General features: G+C 40.1%; 27 protein-coding genes, 1 tRNA gene and 1 pseudogene. 13 read left to right on the forward strand and 16 right to left on the reverse strand.

Translation table 11 applies throughout. The features are described 5' to 3' along the window. Window positions 1–90: 90 nt before the first annotated feature. The 7 genes from EAI83_RS08485 to EAI83_RS08515 form a co-directional block, all read right to left on the reverse strand. Window positions 91–468: a hypothetical protein gene (locus EAI83_RS08485; protein ID WP_008374225.1), complete on the reverse strand. Its 378-nt coding sequence runs from the start codon at window positions 466–468 to the stop codon at window positions 91–93. Between the two features lie 65 nt (window positions 469–533). Next, complete coding sequence (locus EAI83_RS08490) at window positions 534–773, reverse strand: hypothetical protein (RefSeq protein ID WP_008374227.1); 240 nt, start codon at window positions 771–773, stop codon at window positions 534–536. A gap of 73 nt (window positions 774–846) precedes the next feature. After that, window positions 847–1,014: a transposon-encoded TnpW family protein gene (locus EAI83_RS08495; protein WP_015513594.1), complete on the reverse strand. Its 168-nt coding sequence runs from the start codon at window positions 1,012–1,014 to the stop codon at window positions 847–849. A 1,246-nt stretch (window positions 1,015–2,260) separates the two neighbouring features. Then, the gene (locus EAI83_RS08500; RefSeq protein ID WP_055164298.1) at window positions 2,261–5,059 is read right to left on the reverse strand and encodes a DNA methyltransferase; all 2,799 of its coding nucleotides are present in this window, start codon (window positions 5,057–5,059) and stop codon (window positions 2,261–2,263) included. Window positions 5,060–5,183: 124 nt separating this feature from the next. Further along, window positions 5,184–5,657, reverse strand: coding sequence for a chemotaxis protein CheY (locus EAI83_RS08505; protein ID WP_129900264.1), 474 nt, complete (start codon window positions 5,655–5,657; stop codon window positions 5,184–5,186). A 57-nt stretch (window positions 5,658–5,714) separates the two neighbouring features. Next, window positions 5,715–6,035 carry a helix-turn-helix domain-containing protein gene (locus tag EAI83_RS08510; RefSeq protein ID WP_013976760.1) on the reverse strand — a complete coding sequence of 107 codons (321 nt, stop codon included), beginning with the start codon at window positions 6,033–6,035 and terminating at the stop codon, window positions 5,715–5,717. A gap of 123 nt (window positions 6,036–6,158) precedes the next feature. After that, window positions 6,159–6,374 (reverse strand): hypothetical protein, encoded by a 216-nt coding sequence (locus tag EAI83_RS08515; protein ID WP_015525605.1) that lies wholly within the window; start codon window positions 6,372–6,374, stop codon window positions 6,159–6,161. A 225-nt stretch (window positions 6,375–6,599) separates the two neighbouring features. Here EAI83_RS08515 and EAI83_RS08520 point away from each other — a divergent pair, with 225 nt between their 5' ends. The 6 genes from EAI83_RS08520 (at window position 6,600) to EAI83_RS08545 (ending at window position 11,957) form a co-directional block, all read left to right on the forward strand. Next, complete coding sequence (locus EAI83_RS08520; RefSeq protein ID WP_008374249.1) at window positions 6,600–6,989, forward strand: helix-turn-helix domain-containing protein; 390 nt, start codon at window positions 6,600–6,602, stop codon at window positions 6,987–6,989. A 129-nt stretch (window positions 6,990–7,118) separates the two neighbouring features. Next, window positions 7,119–8,972 (forward strand): recombinase family protein, encoded by a 1,854-nt coding sequence (locus tag EAI83_RS08525; protein WP_129879754.1) that lies wholly within the window; start codon window positions 7,119–7,121, stop codon window positions 8,970–8,972. Next, a complete protein-coding gene (locus EAI83_RS08530) occupies window positions 8,969–9,757 on the forward strand; it encodes a hypothetical protein (protein WP_055145192.1) in 789 nt (262 codons plus the stop codon). The genes EAI83_RS08525 and EAI83_RS08530 overlap by 4 nt, the downstream gene beginning before the upstream one ends. Beyond that, window positions 9,717–10,133, forward strand: coding sequence for a hypothetical protein (locus EAI83_RS08535; RefSeq protein ID WP_044999283.1), 417 nt, complete (start codon window positions 9,717–9,719; stop codon window positions 10,131–10,133). Before EAI83_RS08530 ends, EAI83_RS08535 begins: the two co-directional genes overlap by 41 nt. Further along, a complete protein-coding gene (locus EAI83_RS08540) occupies window positions 10,120–11,040 on the forward strand; it encodes a hypothetical protein (protein WP_055145197.1) in 921 nt (306 codons plus the stop codon). Before EAI83_RS08535 ends, EAI83_RS08540 begins: the two co-directional genes overlap by 14 nt. Window positions 11,041–11,042: 2 nt before the next feature. Then, window positions 11,043–11,957 carry a DUF6551 family protein gene (locus tag EAI83_RS08545; protein WP_055155695.1) on the forward strand — a complete coding sequence of 305 codons (915 nt, stop codon included), beginning with the start codon at window positions 11,043–11,045 and terminating at the stop codon, window positions 11,955–11,957. A 476-nt stretch (window positions 11,958–12,433) separates the two neighbouring features. On the opposite strand, the pseudogene EAI83_RS08555 reads toward EAI83_RS08545, so the two are convergent. The 5 genes and pseudogenes from EAI83_RS08555 to EAI83_RS08575 form a co-directional block, all read right to left on the reverse strand. Beyond that, window positions 12,434–13,294 (reverse strand): annotated as a pseudogene (locus EAI83_RS08555) (CpaF family protein); the annotation flags it as partial. After that, window positions 13,291–14,304 (reverse strand): hypothetical protein, encoded by a 1,014-nt coding sequence (locus EAI83_RS08560; protein ID WP_021652830.1) that lies wholly within the window; start codon window positions 14,302–14,304, stop codon window positions 13,291–13,293. The pseudogene EAI83_RS08555 and the gene EAI83_RS08560, both read right to left, overlap by 4 nt. Beyond that, on the reverse strand, window positions 14,301–14,813 hold the full coding sequence (locus EAI83_RS08565; protein WP_129975086.1) for a prepilin peptidase: 513 nt from the start codon (window positions 14,811–14,813) through the stop codon (window positions 14,301–14,303). Before EAI83_RS08565 ends, EAI83_RS08560 begins: the two co-directional genes overlap by 4 nt. A gap of 227 nt (window positions 14,814–15,040) precedes the next feature. Further along, a complete protein-coding gene (gene nagA, locus EAI83_RS08570; protein ID WP_044962282.1) occupies window positions 15,041–16,195 on the reverse strand; it encodes an N-acetylglucosamine-6-phosphate deacetylase in 1,155 nt (384 codons plus the stop codon). 79 nt (window positions 16,196–16,274) lie between these two features. Next, window positions 16,275–16,346: transfer RNA gene (locus tag EAI83_RS08575), tRNA-Glu, on the reverse strand. A 271-nt stretch (window positions 16,347–16,617) separates the two neighbouring features. Between EAI83_RS08575 and EAI83_RS08580 the strand changes: the two genes are divergently transcribed. The 4 genes from EAI83_RS08580 (at window position 16,618) to EAI83_RS08595 (ending at window position 19,531) form a co-directional block, all read left to right on the forward strand. Then, entirely contained in the window at window positions 16,618–17,244 is a 627-nt protein-coding gene (locus EAI83_RS08580) for an SGNH/GDSL hydrolase family protein (protein WP_129975088.1), read from the forward strand. A gap of 4 nt (window positions 17,245–17,248) precedes the next feature. Then, window positions 17,249–18,013, forward strand: a complete 765-nt coding sequence (locus EAI83_RS08585) for a GNAT family N-acetyltransferase (RefSeq protein WP_015525590.1) — start codon at window positions 17,249–17,251, stop codon at window positions 18,011–18,013. A gap of 127 nt (window positions 18,014–18,140) precedes the next feature. Continuing rightward, window positions 18,141–18,341 (forward strand): hypothetical protein, encoded by a 201-nt coding sequence (locus EAI83_RS08590; RefSeq protein ID WP_021652824.1) that lies wholly within the window; start codon window positions 18,141–18,143, stop codon window positions 18,339–18,341. A gap of 26 nt (window positions 18,342–18,367) precedes the next feature. After that, entirely contained in the window at window positions 18,368–19,531 is a 1,164-nt protein-coding gene (locus EAI83_RS08595; RefSeq protein ID WP_129975090.1) for a hypothetical protein, read from the forward strand. Here EAI83_RS08595 and EAI83_RS08600 read toward each other — a convergent pair. Continuing rightward, the gene (locus EAI83_RS08600; RefSeq protein ID WP_129975093.1) at window positions 19,501–20,391 is read right to left on the reverse strand and encodes an amidohydrolase family protein; all 891 of its coding nucleotides are present in this window, start codon (window positions 20,389–20,391) and stop codon (window positions 19,501–19,503) included. The genes EAI83_RS08595 and EAI83_RS08600 overlap by 31 nt on opposite strands. Before the next feature lie 5 nt (window positions 20,392–20,396). Beyond that, window positions 20,397–21,557 carry an alanyl-tRNA editing protein gene (locus EAI83_RS08605; RefSeq protein ID WP_129975095.1) on the reverse strand — a complete coding sequence of 387 codons (1,161 nt, stop codon included), beginning with the start codon at window positions 21,555–21,557 and terminating at the stop codon, window positions 20,397–20,399. A gap of 141 nt (window positions 21,558–21,698) precedes the next feature. Here EAI83_RS08605 and EAI83_RS08610 point away from each other — a divergent pair, with 141 nt between their 5' ends. From EAI83_RS08610 to EAI83_RS08620, 3 genes are read left to right on the forward strand one after another with little or no spacing between them, the layout of a single operon-like run. Continuing rightward, entirely contained in the window at window positions 21,699–22,232 is a 534-nt protein-coding gene (locus tag EAI83_RS08610; RefSeq protein ID WP_129975097.1) for an RNA polymerase sigma factor, read from the forward strand. Then, window positions 22,233–22,727: a hypothetical protein gene (locus EAI83_RS08615; protein WP_129975099.1), complete on the forward strand. Its 495-nt coding sequence runs from the start codon at window positions 22,233–22,235 to the stop codon at window positions 22,725–22,727. A gap of 4 nt (window positions 22,728–22,731) precedes the next feature. Further along, window positions 22,732–23,418: a hypothetical protein gene (locus EAI83_RS08620; RefSeq protein ID WP_110102747.1), complete on the forward strand. Its 687-nt coding sequence runs from the start codon at window positions 22,732–22,734 to the stop codon at window positions 23,416–23,418. Between the two features lie 60 nt (window positions 23,419–23,478). On the opposite strand, the gene atpC is transcribed toward EAI83_RS08620, so the two are convergent. Both atpC and atpD read right to left on the reverse strand, forming a co-directional pair. Further along, a complete protein-coding gene (gene atpC / locus EAI83_RS08625; protein ID WP_015525582.1) occupies window positions 23,479–23,886 on the reverse strand; it encodes an ATP synthase F1 subunit epsilon in 408 nt (135 codons plus the stop codon). A gap of 9 nt (window positions 23,887–23,895) precedes the next feature. Next, window positions 23,896–25,293 (reverse strand): F0F1 ATP synthase subunit beta, encoded by a 1,398-nt coding sequence (gene atpD / locus EAI83_RS08630; protein WP_015525581.1) that lies wholly within the window; start codon window positions 25,291–25,293, stop codon window positions 23,896–23,898. Window positions 25,294–25,296: the final 3 nt, after the last annotated feature.

Genomic DNA, 25,296 nt, shown 5'->3' on the forward strand with positions numbered 1-25,296 from the left:
TCCACTGTTTTGTTATAGAAAACAGAAAATCGCTATGCCACAGCCTCGGCAGGCCATCGCGTAGCGATTTTGTTCAACTTGAATTTGTAATTACATTCCATACATATTGGCATTCTTTACAAGTACTTTATCACCCTTTTCTAATTGTTCCTTGGAAATTCCTCGTAACCCAAGTCCAACATGCTCTGTTTTATATCCACAACCATTTGCTTTTCGTTCTTTTGTATGTACATCGACAGTAGTAATTCTGGTTTCTAAGATATCTCCATTTGCTTTATAAATACATGCATTTTCCCCTTCTCTGCACATCCCTGTTAATATGTTTCCTGTGGCAACTGTTCCAACTCCCATAATTGTAAATATATCATCAATAATCAATTCAAAATCTTCTTTTAAACACGATGGAACATCTAATCTGCTCATGTATTCTGTTTCTCGTTCTTTTTTGCTTTTACCAAATAATCCCATGGTATTCCTCCTTTAAAACTTCCGATTTTTCGTTCTCAGCGACTTCCCAATAAATGGGAATTGTTCTACTTCTTCATCTTTTTAATATCCAGATACAGCCCATATCCCAGAAAAAGGATTCCAATAATAAACGCAATACCAGCCGCTATTGCTAAAAAAGGACCTACACATTCAAGACCGGCTGCAAATAAAGTGGCATTCCACGAAACTACTCCACTCATAAATATCGCAGCAGAAATATATCGTGCAGAAATTAAAACTGCTGACATGAAACAGAAAATAGCACCTACAATTTTGTTTTCCATTTAAATTACCTCCAAATACCGATTTGTTACTCACATGATATCATATTTTTTCTTCAATTACATCCACCTAATTTTAATACACTGCCTGTCGACTTGCTTCTGTAACCAGCATCCGGTTAATCTTCTCCTGCATTGTTTCCTTTGCATTTTCATTGAAATGATAACGGACAACATAGACTGTCTGCCCGATTTTCTTTGTAAATGTGTTACCCTCTGTTTTTGTATTCATCATTTTTTCCATAATCATTTCTCCTTTCTTTTGGAGCCCCAGCAGAGAGTCATTCCATTGGTCTCTGTCAGAACATTATTCTTTAAATCAGACCCAAAATGGGCACTTCCAGTTTCACAGGCTACCTATATATAGCCTTTTCATTTTTGCTTGCAAAAAGCCTTGTGATCACAGCACTTTTTTAACGTAAAAAGCGTTTTAATATGATGCAGCCAACGACAAGAAGCATATCTAACAAATATCATTGTCTATCACTTCTGTTTTCTCTGCCGATATCTCTCTGGTTAATGCCTAATAATCTTCCCTGCCAGACAAGACGATAAGTACAGCGTTTGCTTCTATCGTGTTTCCAAATACTTTCTTCCATCATCCGATGGTTCTTCATCAAGTTCCGGTCCGTGACGTTTACAGATATCTAAAAACATTGTCCGGCAGGCAGAATCGGCTGCAGATTCAAAATTTTATTATTCAAAAATAAATAAAAATGGATTCCACCAAAATACCCATCACCAAAAATGTACTGGACACTTCTATTCATTATATTTGCACCAACAACTTGAAGTTATCTTCCTGCTTACGACTTTCCAACAACATAAACTCCAAATATCATTTTGATAATATAAAGATACTTCTTTCTTACCCCAGAGCAAGATCCACCTGTGTTTAACAATATTGTCTTTCATCACAATATTCTCTCATCAGGTTTTCATCTTGCTGGGGATTCCCCAAACCCATTTTTCTATTTATGCCGAGGTCTCAGTACACACTAGAGCAAGATCCACCCCGGTAATACCATATCGCTATTTTAGCAATACGGCATTTTTCGGATGTTGGAATCTTGCTGAGGATTGTGCTCCCCAGTTCCTCACATTCAGCATAAATATATAATTGGTTCCTCGAATTTCTTCGGTCACAGCACAGGGAGAAAAAATAGGCTAAACAGCCCTATATCCCTGTGAAATCACCATGTGATTAAAAAATAGCAAGGACAGGAAGTGTGGATACACTTCCGCAAAATTGCCAATTTCGGAGCCATATCCAAAATTGAAAAATACATAAAAATCAAAAATCCGAAACCTTACTTGATATCCAAATTTATAATTTTTACAGATTACAAAAAAACCAATATGAAAATTTTACAAATTTTGTACCACCTGTAAAATTCCCATATTGGTTTTCATTCAGCTTTTATGGATTTGGAATATTCTATGTTTTCAAATATTTTACTTTGAGCAAAAAACAGCTCTATAAACTTTTATCATTGCATTTTCTGGTATAATTTCATCAACTCTCCCACACAATCTGCTTCCGTCATTTTTGTACTAAAGCCATACGCAGCCATAACAGCTTTATCATTTGCAGTATGTGCTCGCCGTAACTCGGCTGGCATTGTTAAAGGATCATATAAAGCCGCAAGATTACTATTAGGATATAATGTTCTTGCTTTCAAAATTTCCTGTGCCGATTTTTCAATTTGTTCCCGATTCTTCTCCGTTACTACAGGCCACGGGAAATTGTTATACACTATTGTGTTTGAATAACTATAATCACTTTTTAATCTTCCACACACTGCTCGCATCCATGCCATATGAACATTCGACATCAATACACCAAATTCATAAAATGATGCATTTGGCATAGTGAATAATTTGTCTCCCGGAATAATTTCACCATCTAAATAATCCATTGGAATATATCTACGATTCTGAGAAGAAACTTTGGGAATCGCAATATATTGATTTTTATGTTCAAGTATTGATGCAAATAAAGTTGGATTCTCAGCCGCTTTTTTTGTGTTCGCTCTTGTACTACTAAGTCTAAATTCACGTACTTTATTCACCCGTTCTAATATCATCGGACATTTTTTTAATAATCCAGGATCAGCTCCAACAAGCCAAATACAATATCTCGGCTTTCGATCAATAAAATCTTTTCCCATCATATAATGTCTAAAAAACGGAGAAGCCTGTGGTTCTTTTTCCAAAAACTCTTCCTTTTCCTCTTCCGTCAATATTAAAAATCCACCATCAATTGCTTGCCCACCTAATGCTATTTCAGGAACATTACACAATGGTTTCATTCTTTTTTCAATGAATATATTTTCTGCATCAAGCAAATATCCATTAATATTATTCGCCGGAATTGCGTTCTCACCTGAATAAATTATTTTCTGCTTATTATTTACAGCTCTGCTAAAGCCAACAATTACACAATGAACATGCGCTTTTATTGACGCTTCACTATCCCATATAAATGTTCTGTATGCAAAATCAATATGTACACCTGATTCAAAAAGCGGTTTCCAGAGAATCGAAACACTTTCTCCCTGTGTAATTGAATTAGTTGATACCAATGCTGCTCTGATATTATAATTTCCCATATAGTCAGCTGCTTTTTTATACCAGCAACTAACATAATCAAGATTTCCTATACTCTTCCATCCTTCAAATATCTTCTCAACATCTTCCTTCTGCTCCGACGCCATCCAACGTGCTCCTACAAATGGCGGATTTCCCATTATAAACGATAATTTTTCTGCAGGAATTACATCATTCCAATCAATTCTTAATGCATTTCCTTCTGTGATATTTACATATGTCTTTAAAGGAAGAAAATCATCATTAAATCCATACACAATATTTTTCGTTTCTTCCAACATTTGAGATTCTGCAATCCATAAAGCCGTTTTTGCAACTGTAACTGCAAAATCGTTAATCTCTATTCCATAAAATTGCTGAATAGAAACTCTAATTGGATTATTTACCTCTACCAATGTCATTTGTCCGCCAACTTTTTCCTTTATCACCTCATTCTCCAAACGACGAAGCGACAAGTATGTTTCTGTAAGGAAATTTCCAGAACCACACGCAGGATCAAAAAATGTAAGTGATGCCAATTTATTTTGGAATTCTTCCAATTTTTTATCTCTGGTACGCTTCACTTGAATTGCTCTAATACTATCAAATTCCTTTTGCAAATCTTCCAAAAAAAGCGGACTAATAACTTTATGTATATTTTCAATAGATGTATAATGCATTCCTCCTGAACGTCTGGTCTCAGGATTTAATGTAGATTCAAATACCGCTCCAAATATAGTTGGAGAAATATCACTCCAATCAAAATCTTCTGACGCTTTTGTAAGAAGTAATTCTTTAATTTCCTCTGTAAAAGGTGGTATCTCAATAGTTTCATCAGCAAATAACCCACCATTTACATACGGGAACTGAGCAAGTTCTTCCTCCAAATACTCGTCTCGCTCTGATACAGGTGTATCCAATATCTTAAATAATTCTAATAAAGCTCTCCGGCAATCCTTTACTTCATATGTTTCCAAATAATCATGGAACATATTTCTCTTTCCGAAAATACCAGCATCTTCTGCATACAAGCAAAAAACAATTCGCACACATAAAGCATTCAGGCTCTTTAGTTTATGCTCTCTTTTTTCTTTCTGCTCAAATGTTTCATCCTTTTCCTTAATATCTGGTATACGATATTGTTTTAAAAACGCATCATAAATAAGCCCAACAATACCTCCTGCTTTTATTGATACTTCCATTTCATGCGATATTGTCTTTACTTCCTTTTTCACCAAGAAGTCCAACAATGGATATTTGCTTTGTAATTCATCTAAAGCAATCTTTGTCGGTTCTGGCTGTTTCTGGTTCATATCATAAATCCAAATTTCAGCAAAATTTGACGTAACAATCCACCGAGCTCTTTCATCAAAAGTCAGCTTCCCATTATATCTGTCTGCCTGTTCAAATGGAGTAAGATCAACATCTCCTGAATTCCTGATTTTCTGATCCAATGCTTTTCCAAGACTCTTCTGTTCAATAATTACTCGTGTTTCAGGAATATATACATCAATACGTTTTGTATTTCCATCAATTACAACTTTCTTTTCAAAGTTCAAACGTTCTGTCACATTATCCATTCCCAAAACATTCGTCAATAAATCAATCCAATAAGAACGTCCATCTTCATCTTCTTTCCCTTTTCCCATCCATCGGTTTACAAATTGACGGGCAGCCTCTCTTTGTTCTGCATCTGTCATGCTTTTTCCTCCTAAATAATCGTACATTCACAAATCTTTCTCCGACTATTTTTACATATCATATCCACAGTATATCATAAAATTATTACAGAACAGCATTCATATATCATTATTTGTATTTTGTCTACACACAAGGAACTTCTACCGCCAAATCATAATAATATTGATACATGACCATGTTATCTTTTGCTTCTATATACACTCTCTGAGCTTCTTTCATCAAGTTATTCCAAATTTCTTTCCATTCACTAGGAGCCGAATCTAAAAACCACATATTATTAAATGACATTTCTATCGTCCCCCATAAATCATCTTCTTTACGCTCAGTTTTTATATTCATCTGCATATTTCGTGCAATTTCCAATGCATCTTTTTGTAAAAAAGTGAATTTCACTACTTTTTGAGGATCTGGAACTTTCTTAAAACAACGCATATGAGCTTCTGCCTTTTTTATAATTGTTTCCAATTGTTCATCATGCCATTTTTTATCCTCTAGTATCTCTTCTTCTGACATTTGCGCTTTTTCTGCATTAATTTCTCTTTGCATTTCTTCCAATTCACGCTGTGCAATATCATAATATTTCTTTTCAATCACCATAATCTCCCAACTCCATAAAAAAAGAAACAGTCAACATTTTCGTTACAACTGTTTCCTTTATTTTTGAAGTCCCCGGAGCATTTGTATCACTACATTCTGTTCTTTTTCATCAAGATTATTCCAAATATTCAAAACCTCTTGTTGTGATTCTGATAAGCTTACTGGAACATCCATTCCGGCAAAGAATTGTGCCATTGTTACTCCCAGTGCATCACATATCTTTTCTACAGTAGGCATAGTGGGTAAACTTTCTTTAGCAATAATTTTTCCAATCGAAGATTGAGATATACCAGTCAATTGTGACAGCCGATATTTACTCATATCACGTTTTTTACATAAAGCTATAATATTGTCCGCAATATAATCCTCTGTACGCAAGTAAATACACCTCTTTCCGATAGTAGTTACCTTAATTGTAACTAGAAATCCGAAAAAATATTAGAGATGTATCTTGCAAGTATTTACTAAGGGAAACAGTAGTATTAAAACAAAAAAATAGAACTATATAAAGTTGTATTCCATTAATGTCAGCTTATTATCTAAATGCTCATATTCTCTTTGTATTTCTTCAATTTTATCATATAGTTTCAGCACTGTCGAACCCTTTATCATTTTATTTTCTTGGCACATCTGCCGGAATTTTTCTTTGTACTCCCGCAGTATTCTTCCTTTTTCCTCTAATTCCTCCAGTGTTTTAATTTCCTCTTTATCTGCCATGTATTTTCCTCTCAGACATAATTTTTAATACATAAATAATAACCTTTTTTTCGCTGTTGTTCAATTACAACTTATCGCCTTTTTCTCCCATCAATCGACAATCTTCTTTTTGCTATATACATATGATATACTTCTTTTTATACAACCAATTACTATTGTATAACTCACCATTTTTTCTATCTACAACACAAAAAAGTCAAGTTGTGATGGAAAGGAGGTGAGGACATGGAAATAAATTATGCACTTATAGGCAAACGTATAAGAGAAACCCGCAAACAACGAGGATTATCTGCCGAGGAGCTGGCTGAAATCGCTGATCTTTCTACTGTTTATATAAGCTATATAGAAAATGCCAAGCGTAAACCCAGTTTAGAATCTTTAATCAAAATTAGCAATGCCCTTGAAATTACTATTGATGAATTACTCTATGGAAACTTGTTATACAATCCTACGGAATATCAAACTGATATTGATTTATTAATGGCAGATTGTACCAGCACTGAAAAACGTTACATATTCGAGGTTCTTTCAGCCATAAAGAATATTTTACGAATCAATGATTGGCATCTATCCTCAAAACACAATTACGATGCTGATAACCCGAATGATTATTAAATCATTCAATAACAATCAAATATCTATTTCTACATAAACCATCTGTTAATCACTTAACTGATGGTTTATGTCTTTTTCAATCCAAAAATTCTATGATAGTTATATCAACTATAAAGGATGTCGCTATTGATGAAAGAAAGTGAAGAACGAAGCAGTAATATTGATGAACAGAAAGCCAGAATCCGGCAAAGATACAAAGGTATTGATCCAGAAGAACTGGAAGTAATTCCGGCACTTCCACCAGAGGATATTTTTAAAACAGAAAAAAAACTACGAGTAGCTGTATATGCAAGGGTATCTACGGATGATCCACGCCAAACATCCTCATATGAATTACAGAAAAATCATTATCAGGATGTAGTAAATAAAAATCCGAATTGGATGCTTGTCGAAATATATGCCGACGAAGGCATTTCAGGCACTTCGCTTCAACATAGAGATGCATTCAAAAAAATGATTGAAGATTGTGAAGCCGGAAAAATTGATTTAATCATAACAAAAAGTGTATCCCGATTTGCAAGAAACGTTGTTGACTGTATCCGATATGTACGAGAGCTTTCTTCACTCCGTCCACCCGTCGGTGTATTTTTTGAAACAGAGCATTTAAATACTCTTGATCCCAAAAGCGAAATGATTCTGTCATTCATGTCAACACTTGCACAGGAAGAAAGTCATACCAAAAGTGAAATTATGAATTCTTCCATTGAAATGCGTTTTCGTCGGGGAATATTCCTTACACCTCCTCTGCTCGGATATGACCGAGACGAAAATGGAGATCTTGTAATCAATCCACATGAAGCTAAAATTGTGCAGCTTATTTTTTATATGTATCTGAATGGAAGCAGTACTCAACAAATTGCTGATTCTTTGACAGAACTCGGTTGTAAAACAAAAAAGAATAATGATGTCTGGTCATCCAGTACCATACTACAAATCCTTCAAAATGAACGCCATTGTGGGGATGTTCTGGCGAGAAAAACATGGACTCCTAATTATCTTGACCATAAATCAAGGAAAAACAATCAAGACCGTAATCAATACAGAAAAGTCGGACATCACGAAGCTATTATCTCCCGAGATGATTTCATAGCTGTTCAAAAATTAATTACAAATGCGAAATATGGAAATAAAGAGATTTTACCAGAATTACATGTGATACAAGAAGGCTCTCTAAGTGGATTTATAAGCATTAATCCAAGATGGTCTGGATTTAAAGCTAGAGACTACTTTGAAGCATCTCAAAGCGTCCTTAAACCGGCAAATATGAATGTACCTGATACAATTACTGCTTCCGCCGGTTCCTTCGATTTAAGAGACTATGAAGTTGCCAGAGGACAATTTTTCTCCTCTGTTGGTCGGATTTCTGTTTCTTTTTCATATAAACAGATCTCTTTTAACAAAGATGCTATACGGAAATTTCCAAACATAAAATTTGTCGAACTGCTAATACACCCAAGCTCAAAACTACTTGCTATCCGACCATGTTCCTCTGAAACAAAAAATAAAGTGCAGTGGTCACGTCTCAAAGATGGTCAACTTATTCCAAAACCAATTTCCGGCGCTGCATTTTTGCCAACATTATACGAGATATTTAAATGGGACAAAAAATGCAAATATAGAATATTAGGAGTTGCCCACCAAAAAGGCAATGAAAATGTCCTTATTTTCAACATGGACGATACAGAAATACGAATACCGACAAGTACCAACGACGTATCCGCCCCCAATAACAACATGCCTGATACAATATCTGATTCTAAGAGTGTGTTAGCTTATCCTGCCGACTGGATGAATAGCTTCGGTAATAATTACTATACTCAGTCTCAAGCGCCAGAATTAACAGAATTTACAGCAGACAAAAACTGGCAGACTGCTTCAGAAAGTAAACCTTATAAAGAACCCGAGCTACAAACCACTCCCAAAGAAACCATTATACAAAATATAAAGAATATTATTACAGAAATTAAAGGAGACACCCAATGAGCGAGCAACCTATAAATCAATGGAATATGACTACAGAACCTTCTGATATGATGAAAATCAACACACCTATGCCAATAACAGTCGCGCCCAGCCCCTCAAATCAAATGGAAGTCATTGACGATGATTCTTTCAGCTATGACGGTTATCAAGTTGTACGTGGCGAATTCTTCGCTCATATTTACGAACCTTCGTTTACGTTTAATAACTACAAGGTATCTGTAAATACCGCCTGCATAAAAAAACTACCCGATGTCGAATATGTGCAAATATTAGTCAATCCCATTGAAAAAAAACTGGCTGTCCGTCCCTGTCGAGAAGAAGAAAAAGACTCTTTTCGTTGGTGTTCCTCTGGAAAAAAGCGTTCGCCAAAACAAATCACCTGTCGAATTTTCTTTGCTAAAGTGATATCTCTCATGGACTGGAATCCTAATTATCGGTACAAGATTCTCGGCAAACTAATTCGTTCTGGCAATGAAATACTGTTCATTTTCGATTTAACTTCACCTGAAATATTTCCTCGTACTCTAAAAGACAATGGAACTGTAACCACTGCTAGGACACCTTCTTATCCTGAAGAATGGAAGAATCAGTTCGGTATTCCAGTGGAAGAACATCAAAAATCAATGCAAGTCAATATATTTGAAGGCTACGCAGTATTTGACATACAAGAAAAGAAGAAGGCAACTGATAAATCCATAGAAAAAGCAAAAGAACCATCAACAGCAGAAAGTGAGGAAAAATCCTATGAACAACAAACACTCTTCCCATCCACTAATATGTATTGACTTTAAAAAGAATCGTATACGAATCCACCGCAATACACTCCGTCAAATTGGTAACCCAGAATATATTCAACTTCTTGTTAATCCTGATCAAAAAATGATAGGTATAAAGGCTAGTTGTGCGGAGGATAAATTGGCACATAAAGTTAAGGATTATTTTGTCATCAATGGTAACAGTTATGAATTGTACAGCCGAGAATTACTATATTCACTTTCCCAACTTAACCTTTCTTGGGAGAAATTTAACATTTTTCGTTTAGAAGGCAATATTTACCCAGATAAAAAAATAGCTCTATTTTCCATGGATAACATCATCACAAAACTGCCACAAACAGAATTCAAATCAGAAATAATGGGAGATGAGTATGCGCAATTATAGTATATATACATTAAAAACAAAACTAGAATTCACCAATTTGTATCAATATCTCAGTGAAAAAGATTATAAACAACTTGAACAACAGATATTATGTCATTCCTATCACACCCCCATCTGCACATGGAATGGTATTGTCATTAATGGTATAGAAGCATATGAATTATTTCGTAAACACAGTATTCCTTTCCGAATAAAAAGACTCCATTTTTCCAGTAAAGAAGATGTAATTTCATGGATATGTACTGACCAACTTAAACGAGAGGATTTAACCAATATCAATAAAAAATACCTGATAGGGAAAAAATATGATGCTGAAAAAATTATAGTTTCAAGACAACTTTCATCTACGAATAAATCTCATATTTCCGGTGCAAGCATCGCAGCAAAAAAAATATCCGAAGAATGTAATGTAGCAATGGCTACCGTTTACAAATATTCTGCTTACAGTAGTGCACTAGATATAATTGATGAAAAAGTTCCGGATTTTGTCAAACGAGTTCGTTCTGGTCAACTCTGGATTTCCCAAGCTAATATTATTGAGCTTTCAGGATTACCAAAAGAGCAACTTTTAAGTCTAAATAACTACCTTCTTGCCGAAAAGATAGAACATCTCAGTTATCATGATATGAAAAGGGAATTACTATGGAATAATTACGCCAAACCGATGTTAAGGAAAGAATCTTCCGTTTCTATTCCTTCAATACGCAACCTGCCACAATTTGATCCAGATGCGGAAATTGCAAGTCTTACATTGACGATTCCCTCGTGGAACAGTTCTATCGAAAGAGTATTAAAAGTTTCAGATTTTAAAATTGCATCTGATACAGCAAAATATAAGCTTAAATATCAGCTTATGTGTCTAATATCAACCACAAATAATATTTTAAAAAAATTGGAGGAAATATAATTATGGATGGAAATACCGAAGATTTACAAAAGTTTGTTCCCCAAGTGCATTTTGAGCAAATACCTATTAAAAATTTATGTTCAAATCAAGATTATCAACGTAATCTTTCCATCAAACACGTTCAGCGTGCTGCAGCTAATTTTGACCTTTATCAGATAAACCCTGTAAAAGTAAGTAGACGTGATGGGATAAATTATGTGTTCAACGGACAACACACTATAGAGATTGTTGCTCTCGTCTCTGGATCAAGAGAAACTCCTGTCTGGTGTATGGTTTATGATGATCTTGTTTACACCCAAGAAGCAGATATTTTTGCAAATCAGATGAAATATGTCAAATCGTTATTACCTTATGAAATATTCATGGCTAATATTGAAGCTGGTAATGATAGAGAACTTATTATTCGTGACCTTGTTGAATCATATGATCTCACTATTACTTCTTCCTCTCGCCCCGGAGGTATATGTGCTGTATCCACTTTAATTAATATCTATGAAAAATATGGTTTTCACACTCTTGATCGTGTTTTACGCCTTTGTGTTGCCACATGGGAAGGTGCGCCTATGTCCTTTAGTTCCAATATGCTTAATGCTATTGCCCGTCTGGATAATGCTTATGGAGAAACAATGAAAGATGACACCTTCAAAGAAAAAGTTGGGCGTGTCTCTGTCAGAGAAATCAGTCGTACTGCCAGAGAACGTCGTGCCGGTTCATTAGGATTCGCAGAAGCTCTTTTACTAGAATACAATAAAAAATCCAAGTATTCACTTCCTTTTGAGAAATTATACACTCATAAAACACCCAAAAAAAGAGAACCATCAACTGAAGATGAATCCGGTCAAAGTTCCACTCCAGAAGGTCAGTTAGATTTATTTTCTACGGATCAAGAGAATACTCAGGCTCTGCCAAACGAATAGCGCAGAGCCTTCAGCCTTTAATTCTATCCATACTTTCAAAAGAACACCCTGCTTTAAGGCTCTCTTTCATGCAATCACTATTTTATCTTATCCCAAATTCATCAACCGCTCCATCCGCCACCTTATATATGAATACCCATTCCAAATATTTGCTTTTACCGGATACTCTTTCCTGTAAACAAATACAGTGTGATATTTAACAAAATGTATTCTACACCAATTATGTATATCTTTCATATATATGTTATTTATACCATTCATCCACTGTTCTAAAGCCCATATGTCTTTATCTGACACTAACTCCATTATGAACAGTACATTATAATATTGAATGACACCTACTCTCTTCCTTTCCTCTATTAACCTTTTACACAATAACCTATACTTAATGTTCATATCGTTCCTATGCCCCTCCCTCTAATCTATATTTTCCATCCTTATATACGTTATATATATAATTATTATATAGTACATATAAGGCTCTGCAGCATATCCACTGCCTCTCCTCCACGGACTTCCCCTACAATTATCCTATCCGGTCTCATTCGAAGGGCTGACCGGATCAGATCTCGGATCGTTACTGACACCGCGCCCGCCATATTGGCCATTTTTGCCTCCAGACATACCAGGTTATCAATTCCCCGGATCTTAAGCTCCGCATTATCTTCAATGGTGATCAGGCGCTCATCTTTTGGAATATATTCTGTAACAGCTCCAAGGAATGTTGTTTTTCCACTGCCTGTACCTCCACCGATCACAATAGAATATCTTGCCTGAACAAGTTTTTTTAAAAACTGTGCACATTCTTCGGTGATGCTTCCAAAAGCGATCAGTTTTTCCATTGTGATAGGATCATCCGGAAAACGACGGATCGTCAGGATCGGACCATTCAGAGCAACCGGATAAACCACTGCATTCACACGTGCTCCGTTTTCCAGCCTTGCATCTACAATGGGCATGGACTCGTTGACAACCCGGTTACAGCGCCCTACGATCTGCTGGATCACATCCTCCAGCTTCTCTTCTGACGTGAAGACCTTATTCCATCTGGTCAGTTTTCCTCCACGTTCCACAAAAATATGATCCGGACCATTTACCATGATCTCCGTAACACTTTCATCATCGATCAGTTCCTGCAGAACATCCAGCTTGCGCACAGAACAGAACAGCTCCTGTCTGAGCTCTACTTTCTCCTTCAGTGAAAGAAACAGTTCCCTTGCCTGAGTTAATATCAGTTCATCGATCACCCCCAGGATCTCATCATCGGACAGCTCTCTGGAAACATCCAGCTGTTCCATGAGCAGATCATACATTTCCCGGAATTTTTCTCTGTTCATGACCGCTCCTTTCTCAAAAGTTCACGGATATAATCTCCCAGTTCACTCCAGACCAGCTGTTCTACGTAAGCGTCAGAAGAGATCCTATCCATATGAAAGGGCAGATGCACCTTTTCTGTTTTTTCCAGGATCTTTTCTTTATTCCAGATACGCAGAAGATTTTCGAATTGTGTCACCTTACAGACAGAAAGTGTGTCATTCAAAACCGGCATATAGATTTTTCTGCACATTTCCAGAAGCCGGAAATCCTCATCTCCATTTTCTCCCATATCCAGGATCAGCACTTCATAGGAACTGTGAAGTACGATCTCCTGCAACAGCCGCTCCCAGTCTTCCCAGTCCACGGTCCGGATATCTGAAGGTGTTCTTACAGGCGGTATAAAATCCAGATTGTTTACTGTCTGGATCATTCCGTTCATTCTATGGATCAGGTTTTCATTTCCCTGGCGAACATAATAAAACAGATCACTCAGATTAGCCGGAAATTTTTTCCCAAGAAGTTCCTCAAAACCAGAATAGGATTCCAGATTCAGATAAAGAACGGCACGTTCTTTCGCCAGTATCTGTCCCAACGCAAGTGCAAAGGATGTCTTCAGACATCTGCCAAGAGGAGAAAAAACACCGATGATCTCCATTGTCTTTTTCAACACAGGAAAAGTTACCGGATCAAGAGACTTCTCTTCTCCATAGCAGGCCATCACCTCCCTTATCACATCTGAGGAAGATTGATATTTATACACACTTGAATACTGATCCAGTTCCGGAGGATGCACACCCTCTGAAAGAATGATGATCTTTCCGATACCAAGGTCACGGACTTCTTTTCGCATTGCTTTATCGGAAATCAGCAGCAACTCAATATGATTTTCTTTTCCGTAGGCAATGAGACTTTCCGCCGTGGTAAATGCCTGGATCTCAAACGGAAGATTCTTTTTCTGGTTCAGATAATCCATAAAATTGAAAGCATAATCCACCTCCAGATCACAGACCGCAAATATGTTTTTCTTCAATACACACCTCCTGCATAAAGCACCGCACTCAAAAATATGGGTACCGTAAAATGAAAGTTCTCCGGAAAGCTCATCCCCTTTCTGTAATAAGGACGTATCTCACCGGTACAGTAAAACTCATTCATATACTGATATAAATAAAGGAATCGTCGGCGGATACCGCCTGTAGAAATAAGAATTGCCAGAGAAATGCCTGCACCTGCAAGCAGAGAATAAACAATACATTCCATAACTGTCCGCGGCCCCATGATCCCGCCAAGTGCGCACAGAAGCTTAATATCTCCGGCGCCGATCATATGGAATATAAAAAGAATTCCCAAAAGAAGCACCGGCACAGCCACTCCTGCCAAAAAGATCACTCCACCTTTCGGCCCGTTTTCTGTAATCTGGATCAGGAAACCGATCATAAAAGAAAAAAGGATCCATCCATTGTCTACAGATGCATTTTTAAGATCCATCCAGACCGCCATCGCAGATATCACCACGGATAATTCTCCATAAAGAAACATACACGCCCCCTTTCCTTTTTAAAATATATGTTTATTCAGTTATGATAAAAATGGAATTTCCCGCCTGACCTGGCGGTGATCGATACCAGAAGATCTCTGGTGAAATTAATTATAGAATTTCAGGAGCATTTTGTCCAGCATTTTCGTTCGACAAATTCTGACACGAATTTTTCTGTCATCTGCTCCTGAAATTCTTTTTATTTTTTATCGTTTTATCTTCTATGATCCTATCGGATCTTTACTCCGTCCTTGATCACTGCTTTCAGTTCCAGATCCTGATCCAGCAGTACCACATGAGCTTTTTTACCTGCTTCCAGAGATCCGTACTGTTCTTCCACACCAAGGCTTCTGGCCGGATTTATGGTCGCGCAGGCCACGGCTGTTTCCAGCGGAAGCTCCATCTTTTTAACAACTGTACGCATACAATCCATCAGATTTGTGGCAGATCCTGCGATCGCACCGTCAGATACCAGCGTGGCAAGTCTTCCCACAACCTTAACATCCAGTCCGCCCAGTGTATACTGGCCGTCCGGCATACCGGTAGCTCTCATACTGTCGCTGATCAGGATCATCCTGTCAGCTCCCATCATCTGAAAGGTAGCTCGAACAACAGACGGATGGATATGGATCCCGTCACAGATGATCTCTGCCATAACATCCTTATTATCAAAAACAGCACCTACGACGCCTGGTGCACGATGCGTAAACGCAGGCATTGCGTTATACAGATGGACTGCATGGTTTGCCCCTGCTCTGCATGCTTCCATTGCTGTATCGTAATCTGCATTGGTATGTGCCAGAGAAACATTGACCCTTTCATGAACTTCCCGGATAAATTCTGCTGCATGCTCACTTTCTTCAGGTGCAATCCCTATAAATTTTACCAGACCTTCCGAGGCCTTTAAAAAACGGTCACAGATTTCCACATTACATGGCAGGATATTTCTCGCGTCCTGTGCCCCTTTTTTTGCAGGGCTGATAAAAGGCCCTTCCATATTGATCCCCAGAAAATCCGCCTTACGGCAGTCCTTTGTTTCTTTTTTATATTCTGCTGCTGTATGGAGGATCTGCTCCAGTTCCTCTACCGGTAAAGTCATAGTAGCCGGTGCAATCGCTGTAACTCCTACCGATGCCTCATATTCCGCGATTCTTCCGATCGCAGCCTTGTCTCCGTCGCAGAAATCATCTCCCTTGCATCCATGAAAATGCAGATCGATCAGTCCCGGAATGGCGTAGCAGCCTTTTCCGTCCAGAACATCCCCGTTAAGCTGCGGCGCATCCTTTTCTTCATAAACCTGTCGGATCTTATCCCCATCCAGGATAATCCCGCCTTTTACAAATGCTTTGTCCGGTGTAAAAACATACACATTATCAATGATCATAGTAAAACCTCCCAAAATCCCCATTTGTGATCATAAACAAAAAAGCAACCAGAAACATGTTCTGATTGCTTTCAGTTAATAGCCAGTACGGGAATCGAACCCGTGTTTCCGCCGTGAGAGGGCGGCGTCTTAGCCCCTTGACCAACTGGCCATATTCTTTTGTTTCTGCCGTTTGATTTCGTTTTTTGTTGTTTCCCTCAACCGACTTCGTTAGTATATAACACTTTCTTTCAAAATGCAAGTACTTTTTTTAATTTTTTTAAAAAATTTTCATGTTTTTCACGTTTATTCGTTTTTTACCCATTTTCCGGTATTTCGTACGCTTGACCACTGCTGGTGTAAGTGCTACTATCAAAGCACCAATACGAAAATAATCGACTGCGGATAATTATCCGCCCGGTATAACAGAAAGAAGGAATTGGATGACTCGCATTTTGTGTCTCGGAGACAGTATCACAGATTGCGGACGGCTTTTCTCCGCAGATCCTCTTGGAAAAGGATATGTGAAGCAGCTCTCCTGTCTGCTTCATAACACAGATCACCGATTTTCCATTGAAAACAGAGGTATTGATGGTTTCACCCTGGAACGGCTTCTTCAGAACACAGATTTCTGGCTGGAAAGCTCTGATCCGGATATTGTTACCGTCCTGATCGGGATCAATGATGTGGGGATCATGATGAACACCCGCCGTTCATCTGCACAACAGCAGGATCTGATGAACAAATTTGTCACCCGTTATGAGCTCCTTGCAAAAAAGCTATCCTGCACAAACTCCCGGAAACGAAAGCTCTATTTCCTGGAACCCTTTGTTTTTCCATGGCCACGCTGCTACGCTTCCTGGGCTCCCCTTCTTTCACAGATGTCCGTGCATATTAAAAAGATCAGTCAGGATCATGGTGCCGTTTTTCTCCCGCTGCAGAACGATCTGGATCAGAAAGCTGCACGGTCCGGGCCTGCATCAATAACTTCTGACGGTATCCATCTCACACCACAGGGGCATCAGATCCTGGCAGATAAACTTTATAAATTGATCATATCAGAAAGGTAATACTATGGAAACAACGATCAAAAAAATCGAAGATATGTCACTGAACGCATGGCCTTCCCATAAAATGGAACTTTATGACGGATGGATCTTACGTTTTTCTTATTTCTATACGCACAGGACCAACAGTGTGGAACAGTTCGGAACCTCCACACTTCCATGGCGCGAAAAAATCCCCTACTGCGAACAGGTCTATAAGCGTCTGGGAACTCCTGCGATCTTTAAGATCAGCCCCCTTGTATCCCCGGATTTTGACTATATGCTGGAAAACAGGGGCTATTCCGTTCAGCACATAACAAATGTTATGACTGTAGACCTGGACAATGCCGTTCTGGATGCGTCTGTCACCGATGTGCTTTTTTCCAATGAAATTCCTGATTTCTGGATCCACAGCCTTTTTGACTTGAAAAGAACTACAAATCCGATCCATCGAAGCGTCGTTCCTTCCATGTATCGTGCCATTCTTAAGGAAACTGTCTGCGCTTCCATAACAAAAAACGGCGAGATCATTGCCACAGGTCTTGGAATCCTGGATCGCGACTACATCGGTATCTATGCCATTCATGTGCGTGAAGATTATCGCCGCAGAGGATATGCCCGTCAGATCTGTACCGGTCTTCTCAATGAGGGCAAAAAAAGAGGCGCCAGCCACGCTTATCTTCAGGTGGTAAAAAACAATACTTCCGCAGAAAAGCTTTACAGCTCTCTTGGATTTCAGTATTCCTATACCTACTGGTTCCGTGTTCAGCCTGTAGGAACACGTTTTCAGTAAATGCATGGATTTTCCGTAAATCCCTGTAGAAATCAAAAAATCTTTTTGCTATAATACCCTTAATATGTATAAAATCTTTCCTGCCTTCATATACTGATCCTTATCAATCAATAAGGAGACTGATCCGATGAACGATCCGCAGGAAAAAAACACCCAAAATCCCTATCATATTTATTACGATAATTATCTGGATACCAATGCCTGTACTGAATGCACGGGTCTGATCAACCATGGAATCGACAGCCGTGAGCAATGGGATTCTTTCCGCCAGATCTTTGACTTTATACCGGCGTCGGAAACCCATGATCTTACAGATAAACAGGACTGACCGTTATCCCGGGTCGGAGGACACAAATGAAAAAACTGTCTGCTGCATGTATGATTCTCGGCCTTTCCCTTTTTGCGGGAGGCTGCAGCAATGATCAGATCGATGATCATATTATTTCTCTTCAGGATAAAATTTCAGACGTTACTGCTTCAGATTCCACAGAACAGGAAGATCAGGAGCCTTCCACGGAAGAACGTGTTTATATAGATGAGCTTACCGGCACACTGCTGGATTTTGACGGTACACATCTGACGATTTCCAGCAATGGAGAAACCTATGTATTTGATGTTTCCCAGACAAGGCTTGAATGCAAATACGGCGTTGTATCCAGTGATCAGGTCAGTGTGATCTACCAGGGACAGCTTTCCGGAACGGATATCAGCACCATTTCCCCCATCAAAATAACCGACAAATATCATAATGAAACTCCTCTGGAGGACCGCACTTTAAAGGGCAAAGTGAAATCACTCACCTCCAATGCCCTTGTGATAGTTACAGAAAAGGGAAATACCGTAACCTTCCCTGTCACCGGTGTCAGACAATACTACAAAAAAGGCATCAAGGCCGGCAAGTGGGTCTATGTCCATTTTCGCGGTAAATTCATCAACGAAACACTCGTGGATGACAAACAGTATGACGGCAGTTTCACAAAAGTGATCAGTGTCTCCGATACGGATCCACTGAAAGTACCTGCAGCAACTCCTACGCCTTCCCCTGAACCAAAGAAAAAAGAACAGCATCTCCGTGCAAAGATCGTAAGTGTCAGCACCAGCACAATGACTGTCATCCCGCAGGCCACAGGATCGGAACTGACAGTTTCACTTTCCTCCGCCCCTGTATATTTCAAAGGAGGAATGGCTCCGGGATCTTATGTAAACATTATCTATACCGGTAAATTTAATGGTGAATCCACCAGCGGCATGAAGATCCGTGGAATCACCGGGGAGGATCCGGACATACTTTCAGTACGCAACATTACTTCTACTGTAACCGGCACGATCCTGGGCACAACCGCCAATACCGTGCTGCTCCAGACATACGACGGCGTAAAGATCCTCTGCAGCCGTGAAAACGTTCCGGACCTTTCCTCAAGCGGAATGGAAGAAGGTGCCGATCTCCGGGTTACTTTCAACCCTGCGAAATCACGCACCTCCAATATTTATACCTGTATTAAATTCGAAGACCCGTGACGGAAGATGGTACGGATCCTTTTTTCTCCATCTTCCATCCAGCTTCGTACTGCCTGCGTATCACCCAGTATATCAAAAAAAGCTCTGCTTTCATCCTGTACACCCTGGCCGTGAAGAACCTGATATGCACCGGCATCGCTTCCTACTGCCACATGAACCTTCTTTTCAAAAGCTTTCTTCAGATTCTGCTCGCCTGTCTTTATAATAGATGCAAGGATCGTATCTTCAAATCTGCCGCAGCCTTTAAGATTCCGCACAGTTACAAGTGTCGGAACCCACACGCTTTCGCTGTCTGCCAGCATGGAAATCGTCTCATCATCCATATAGTTCCCATGCTCAATACTGTCAACACCAGCCTCCACTGCTGCCTGTACGCCATAGCATCCATTTGTATGGCTCATCACGGCAAATCCCTCTTCATGAGCAATATGTACCATTTCTTTCACATCCGTTGCTGAAAGCGGCGTTCCCGTAATTTTCCCGTGATCTGCAAAATCCAGAAGCCCTGTAGTCATGATCTTGATAAAATCCGCACCTTCAGCGGCAGTTTCCAGAACTCTTCTGTGATATTCCTTCATGTCTGAAAAGCTTTTTCCAACGATCTTCCCGTAATGACCCTCTTTATAAATGGCAAAAACCGGTGTGCGATAGTCAATTTCATATTCCGGGGCCAGTCTGGCAGCCCGTTTTGACACACCGTAATGATCTCCTCCGTCTCTCACAAAACGGATTCCTCTTTTCCGGTATTCCTCAAAATGAGCACGGATCAGTGTATCCCGGGGCCCGTTTTTCTGTGTCTCAACGGCTTTCCGGTAATCATAGCCATTGAGAAATATATGTGCATGACATTCCCCAAACATTTTCATCACTGTTCAAAAAAGTTTCGGATCTCTTTCTCAGATGCCTGCACCGATCCCTGTACAAAGAACGGCTTTCCGCCTCCGCGTCCGTTTAATTTCGCATTCATCTCTTTTGTAAACTGACGGAGATCGCCATCTTTTTCACCTATTGCATACTTGTAGCTTCCGTCTGCATTTCCGGAAAAAACCGCACAGCAGCCCTGGCAGGTCTGTGTCACGGCGTCTGCAAGCTTCCGCACACTGTCTGCATCCATTCCATCCATAAAGATGAGAACGCTTCCGCTTCCTGCATAACGCTCTGCCTCTTTCCGGCACATGTCGTCTACCAGCTGCCCAACCTGTCCTTTCAGTCGGAAATTCTCTTCCTGAAGGCGTTCCACTGCCTGCGCAGTCTTATCCATTTTTGCGGAAAGCTTTACAGAAATCTGGTGGTTCTGGTCATTGACCATGTTCAGATAATCCAGCACACGTTTTCCGCAGATCATCTCAATACGGACACCTTCACGAAATTTTTCCACGGAAAGAAGTTTCACCATTCCGATCTCTCCGGTATGTGTCACATGAGTTCCGCAGCATGCACAGATATCCACCCCTGGAAATTCTACGATCCGCACCTGACCGGTGAGCTCTTTTTTGCTTCGATAATCGATCTTTTCCAGTTCCTCAGCTGTAGGATATATGATCTTTATCTGCGTATCTTCCCATATCTTTTGGTTTGTTTTCCGCTCGATCTCAGCAAGCTGCGCCTCATCCAACGGGCCATTCAGATCTATGGTAATGGTATCGCTTCCCATATGAAAGCCTACATTATCATATCCGTAAGCCTCATGGATCAGTCCGCTCACCATATGCTCACCGGAATGCTGCTGCATCAGATCAAATCTTCTTGCCCAATCGATGCGTCCCTGTACTTCTGTTCCGGCTTCCATCGGCTGATCTGTATAATGAAGAAGTTCTCCCTCTTTTTCATGCACTTCCTTTACTTTCACATCGTTGAGATATCCGGTATCGCTTGGCTGTCCACCGCCCTCCGGGTAAAAAGCGCTCTCATCCAGAATGATATGAAAACCTTTTTTTGCTTCTCTGCACTCCAGGACTTTGGCTGTAAATTCTTTTTTATATACATCTTCATAATATAAACGTTTCGTCTCTGTCATTTGTCTCATCCTTTCTGCATCTCTGCTTTGACGACTTATAGTATAGACCAAATTTTCTCTCCCCGCTATATAAAAACGGCATTTATCCAATGATTTACATATTTTTCTATAAAAGCTGAAGGCTTTCCTTCAGGTTCCGCGTTATAATAAATGAAGCGGGAAGAGAAGGGAGCTGATTGCATTACACGGGAAAAATATCTGGAATATCTGATACATACATACCAAAACTTAATATTTTCCATTTGTCTGAAATCGGTGGGCAATCCCTTTGACGCCGAGGATCTGACACAGGATGTTTTTCTTTCCGCCTACAAAAATCTCTCCCGTTTTGATGGCACCTACGAAAAAGCCTGGCTCAGCAAGATCGCAGTCAGAAAATGTCTGGATCATCTGAAAGCAGCCGGCAGACGTACCATTCCCACAGAGGACACCTATTTTGAACAGCTCCATGATAAAGAGTTTTCCCCGGAGGAGGCATTTCTGGACAAAGATTTCAAGGATCGGATCCGGCATTTATGTTCAGCGCTGAAAAGCCCCTACAGGGAGGTTGCCCTTGAGCATTTCTGCGAAGAAAAAAACGCCGCAGAAATTGCAAAAGCGCAGAATAAAAATATCAAAACAGTCCAGACGCAGATCTACCGGTCCAGATCTATGCTGAAAGCACTGCTGGAAAGGAGTGATTAGATGCACATACCACAGGATGAATTACAGAAATTCCAGAACGGAACCATGAATACGGATGAAATGATCCATTTTCTGGAGCATATGGAGCAATGTGACTTCTGTCTGGATGAACTTCTTCAGAATGAGGATGCCGCTTCTGAGTATGCTCCATCCTATCTGCAGGATGAAATTCTGAAAAAAGCAGCTTCTCCGGAAGTTCAGGCTTCCAGAAAAATACATGAAACTGCTTATTGGATGAAGCTTCTCTGTGCAGGCTTACGGACTGCCGTAGGCATGGGTGTTGCGCTGATCATGCTTTTTTCTGTATCTCAGACAGATTTTACGGCTCTTCATCCTTCACCGGAAACAAAAGTTAAGATTTCTTCATCCCTTGACATTGGTTCCGGCCTAAACCAGCTTTCCATGCAGGTAGGTTCCCAGCTCAGTGAACATTCTCAGAAGATCAGTAATAATCTGAACGATCTTACGAATAAAATTATAAACGGAGGCAAGTAAATTTATGAAAAAACAAAAACATGGTTTCTGGGTATTTATCTTTTCCCTGATCCCCGGTGCCGGGGAAATGTACATGGGATTTAAAAAACAGGGACTTAGCATTATGCTGCTATTCTGGGGATCGATCGCACTGGCATCCATAACCGGTCTTGGATGGCTGGCCATGTTTCTCCCGGTGATATGGTTCTATAGTTTTTTTAATGTCCATAATCTGAAATCCCTGTCAGAAGAAGAATTCTACTCTGTAGAGGATAATTACATTCTTCACATGGATCAGTTTTCCGGTGATATGGGAAAATTCTTACAAAAACATCAGAGTGCAGCTGCATGGGTTCTGATCCTGTTTGGTATCTGCATCCTGTGGAGTCGTTTCACAAGTCTTCTGTACTTCATTGTACCGAATAATATGGCCGACTATGTATACAATATCTGCAACAGCCTTCCGCAGATCGTCATTGCTGCAGGTATCATTGCTGCAGGTATTTATCTTCTTACTCAGCAGAAAAAGAAACTGAAACAGGAAACCGAAACAAAAGATGAACATTACTGGGAACCCTATCGTCCATATCAGCAGCTGACAGAAAAGCCTGTTCATACTTCTGATAACTCAGACAAAGATACAGCTTCTGAAGCTTCTTCCATTACTGATCCGGAAAATACCGAATCTGATCCTGCTTCATCCACAAAATAACAGAGAAAAAAAGATCCACTGCCAGTTTCCTGACAATGGATCTTTTTATATGATTTAAATTTACTGCTTATGTGTTACTTTAAGACGTGTCATCGCTCTCGCAAGTGCCATCTGGTTCATATGATACTCCTGGATGCTCTGTTTCTGACGAAGCTGCTCTTCTGCACGTTCCTTTGCTTCCTGAGCACGGCGGATATCAATCTCGTCCGGACTCTCTACGCTGAGGCAGAACAGCTTGGCACGGTTATTGATCATCTCAACAAATCCGCTGCTCACAGCAAACACATACTCATTACCGTCAGCATCCTCAAAACGCATCTCACCGGGAATGATGGCAGCTACAACATTCGCATGATGGGCAAGAAATCCCTGCTCACCATCCACTGCCGGGATAATAAGCTTCTGAGCACGTCCTGCATAAGCCAGTTTATTGCTGGCATATATTTCCAGGCCAAATGTCTCACTCATAGCTGCTCCTTACTGCCGGTTCTCCTCGGCTTTTGCTTTTGCAATTACATCATCAATGGTTCCAACATTAAAGAATGCGTTCTCCGGATAATCATCCATCTCGCCGTCAATGATCGCCTTAAATCCGCGGATCGTCTCTTTCAGAGGTACATATTTACCTTTGATACCGGTGAAGTTCTCAGCTACATGGAACGGCTGGGAAAGGAACTTCTGGATCTTTCTTGCACGGAATACTGTCTGCTTATCTTCCTCTGAGAGCTCCTCCATACCAAGAATAGCAATGATGTCCTGAAGTTCTTTATATTTCTGAAGGATCTCCTGTACTCTACGTGCAACCTCGTAATGTTCCTCACCAACAATATCTGCCTCCAGGATACGGGAAGTAGACTCAAGCGGATCTACGGCCGGATAAATACCCTGCTCAACGATCTTACGGGAAAGAACGGTTGTTGCATCCAGATGGGCAAATGTTGTTGCCGGAGCCGGGTCAGTTAAGTCATCGGCCGGTACATATACTGCCTGTACAGATGTAACAGAACCTTCCTTGGTAGATGCGATCCTCTCCTGAAGCTCACCCATCTCAGTTGCCAGTGTAGGCTGATATCCTACTGCGGACGGCATACGTCCAAGCAGAGCGGAAACCTCAGATCCTGCCTGTACAAAACGGAAGATATTATCAATGAAAAGAAGTACATCTCTGTGCTCCTGATCACGGAAATACTCTGCCATGGTAAGTCCTGTCTCAGCAACACGCATACGTGCTCCAGGCGGCTCGTTCATCTGTCCGAACACTAAGGCTGTCTTTTCAAGAACACCAGATTCCTTCATCTCTGTCCAAAGGTCATTACCCTCACGGGAACGCTCACCGACACCGGTGAAAATAGAATATCCACCATGCTCGGTAGCGATATTCTGGATAAGCTCCTGGATAAGGACTGTCTTACCAACACCGGCACCACCGAACAGACCGATCTTACCACCTTTGGCATATGGAGCAAGAAGATCGATAACCTTGATACCTGTTTCCAGGATCTCAACTGCCGGTTTCTGCTCCTCAAATGAAGGCGGATCACGATGGATGACCCAATGCTCCTCACCGTCCAGGGAATCACCGCCATCTACGGTATCTCCAAGAACGTTGAACAGACGACCAAGTGTTTTATCTCCAACCGGAACCTTGATACCGCTTCCGGTAGCTGTTACTTCTCTGTCTCGCTGCAGGCCCTCGCTGGCTCCCAGCATGATGCAGCGTACGATATTATTTCCAAGGTGCTGGGACACCTCCATAACGCATCTCTTACCGTTGTTCTCGACTTCAAGGGCATCCTTGATATCCGGAAGCTGTCCGTCTTCAAAAACAACGTCTACAACAGGTCCCATAACCTGTACGATCTTACCTTTATTCATAGT

Source organism: Blautia sp. aa_0143 (genome assembly GCF_004167315.1).
Taxonomy (GTDB): domain Bacteria; phylum Bacillota; class Clostridia; order Lachnospirales; family Lachnospiraceae; genus Blautia_A; species Blautia_A fusiformis.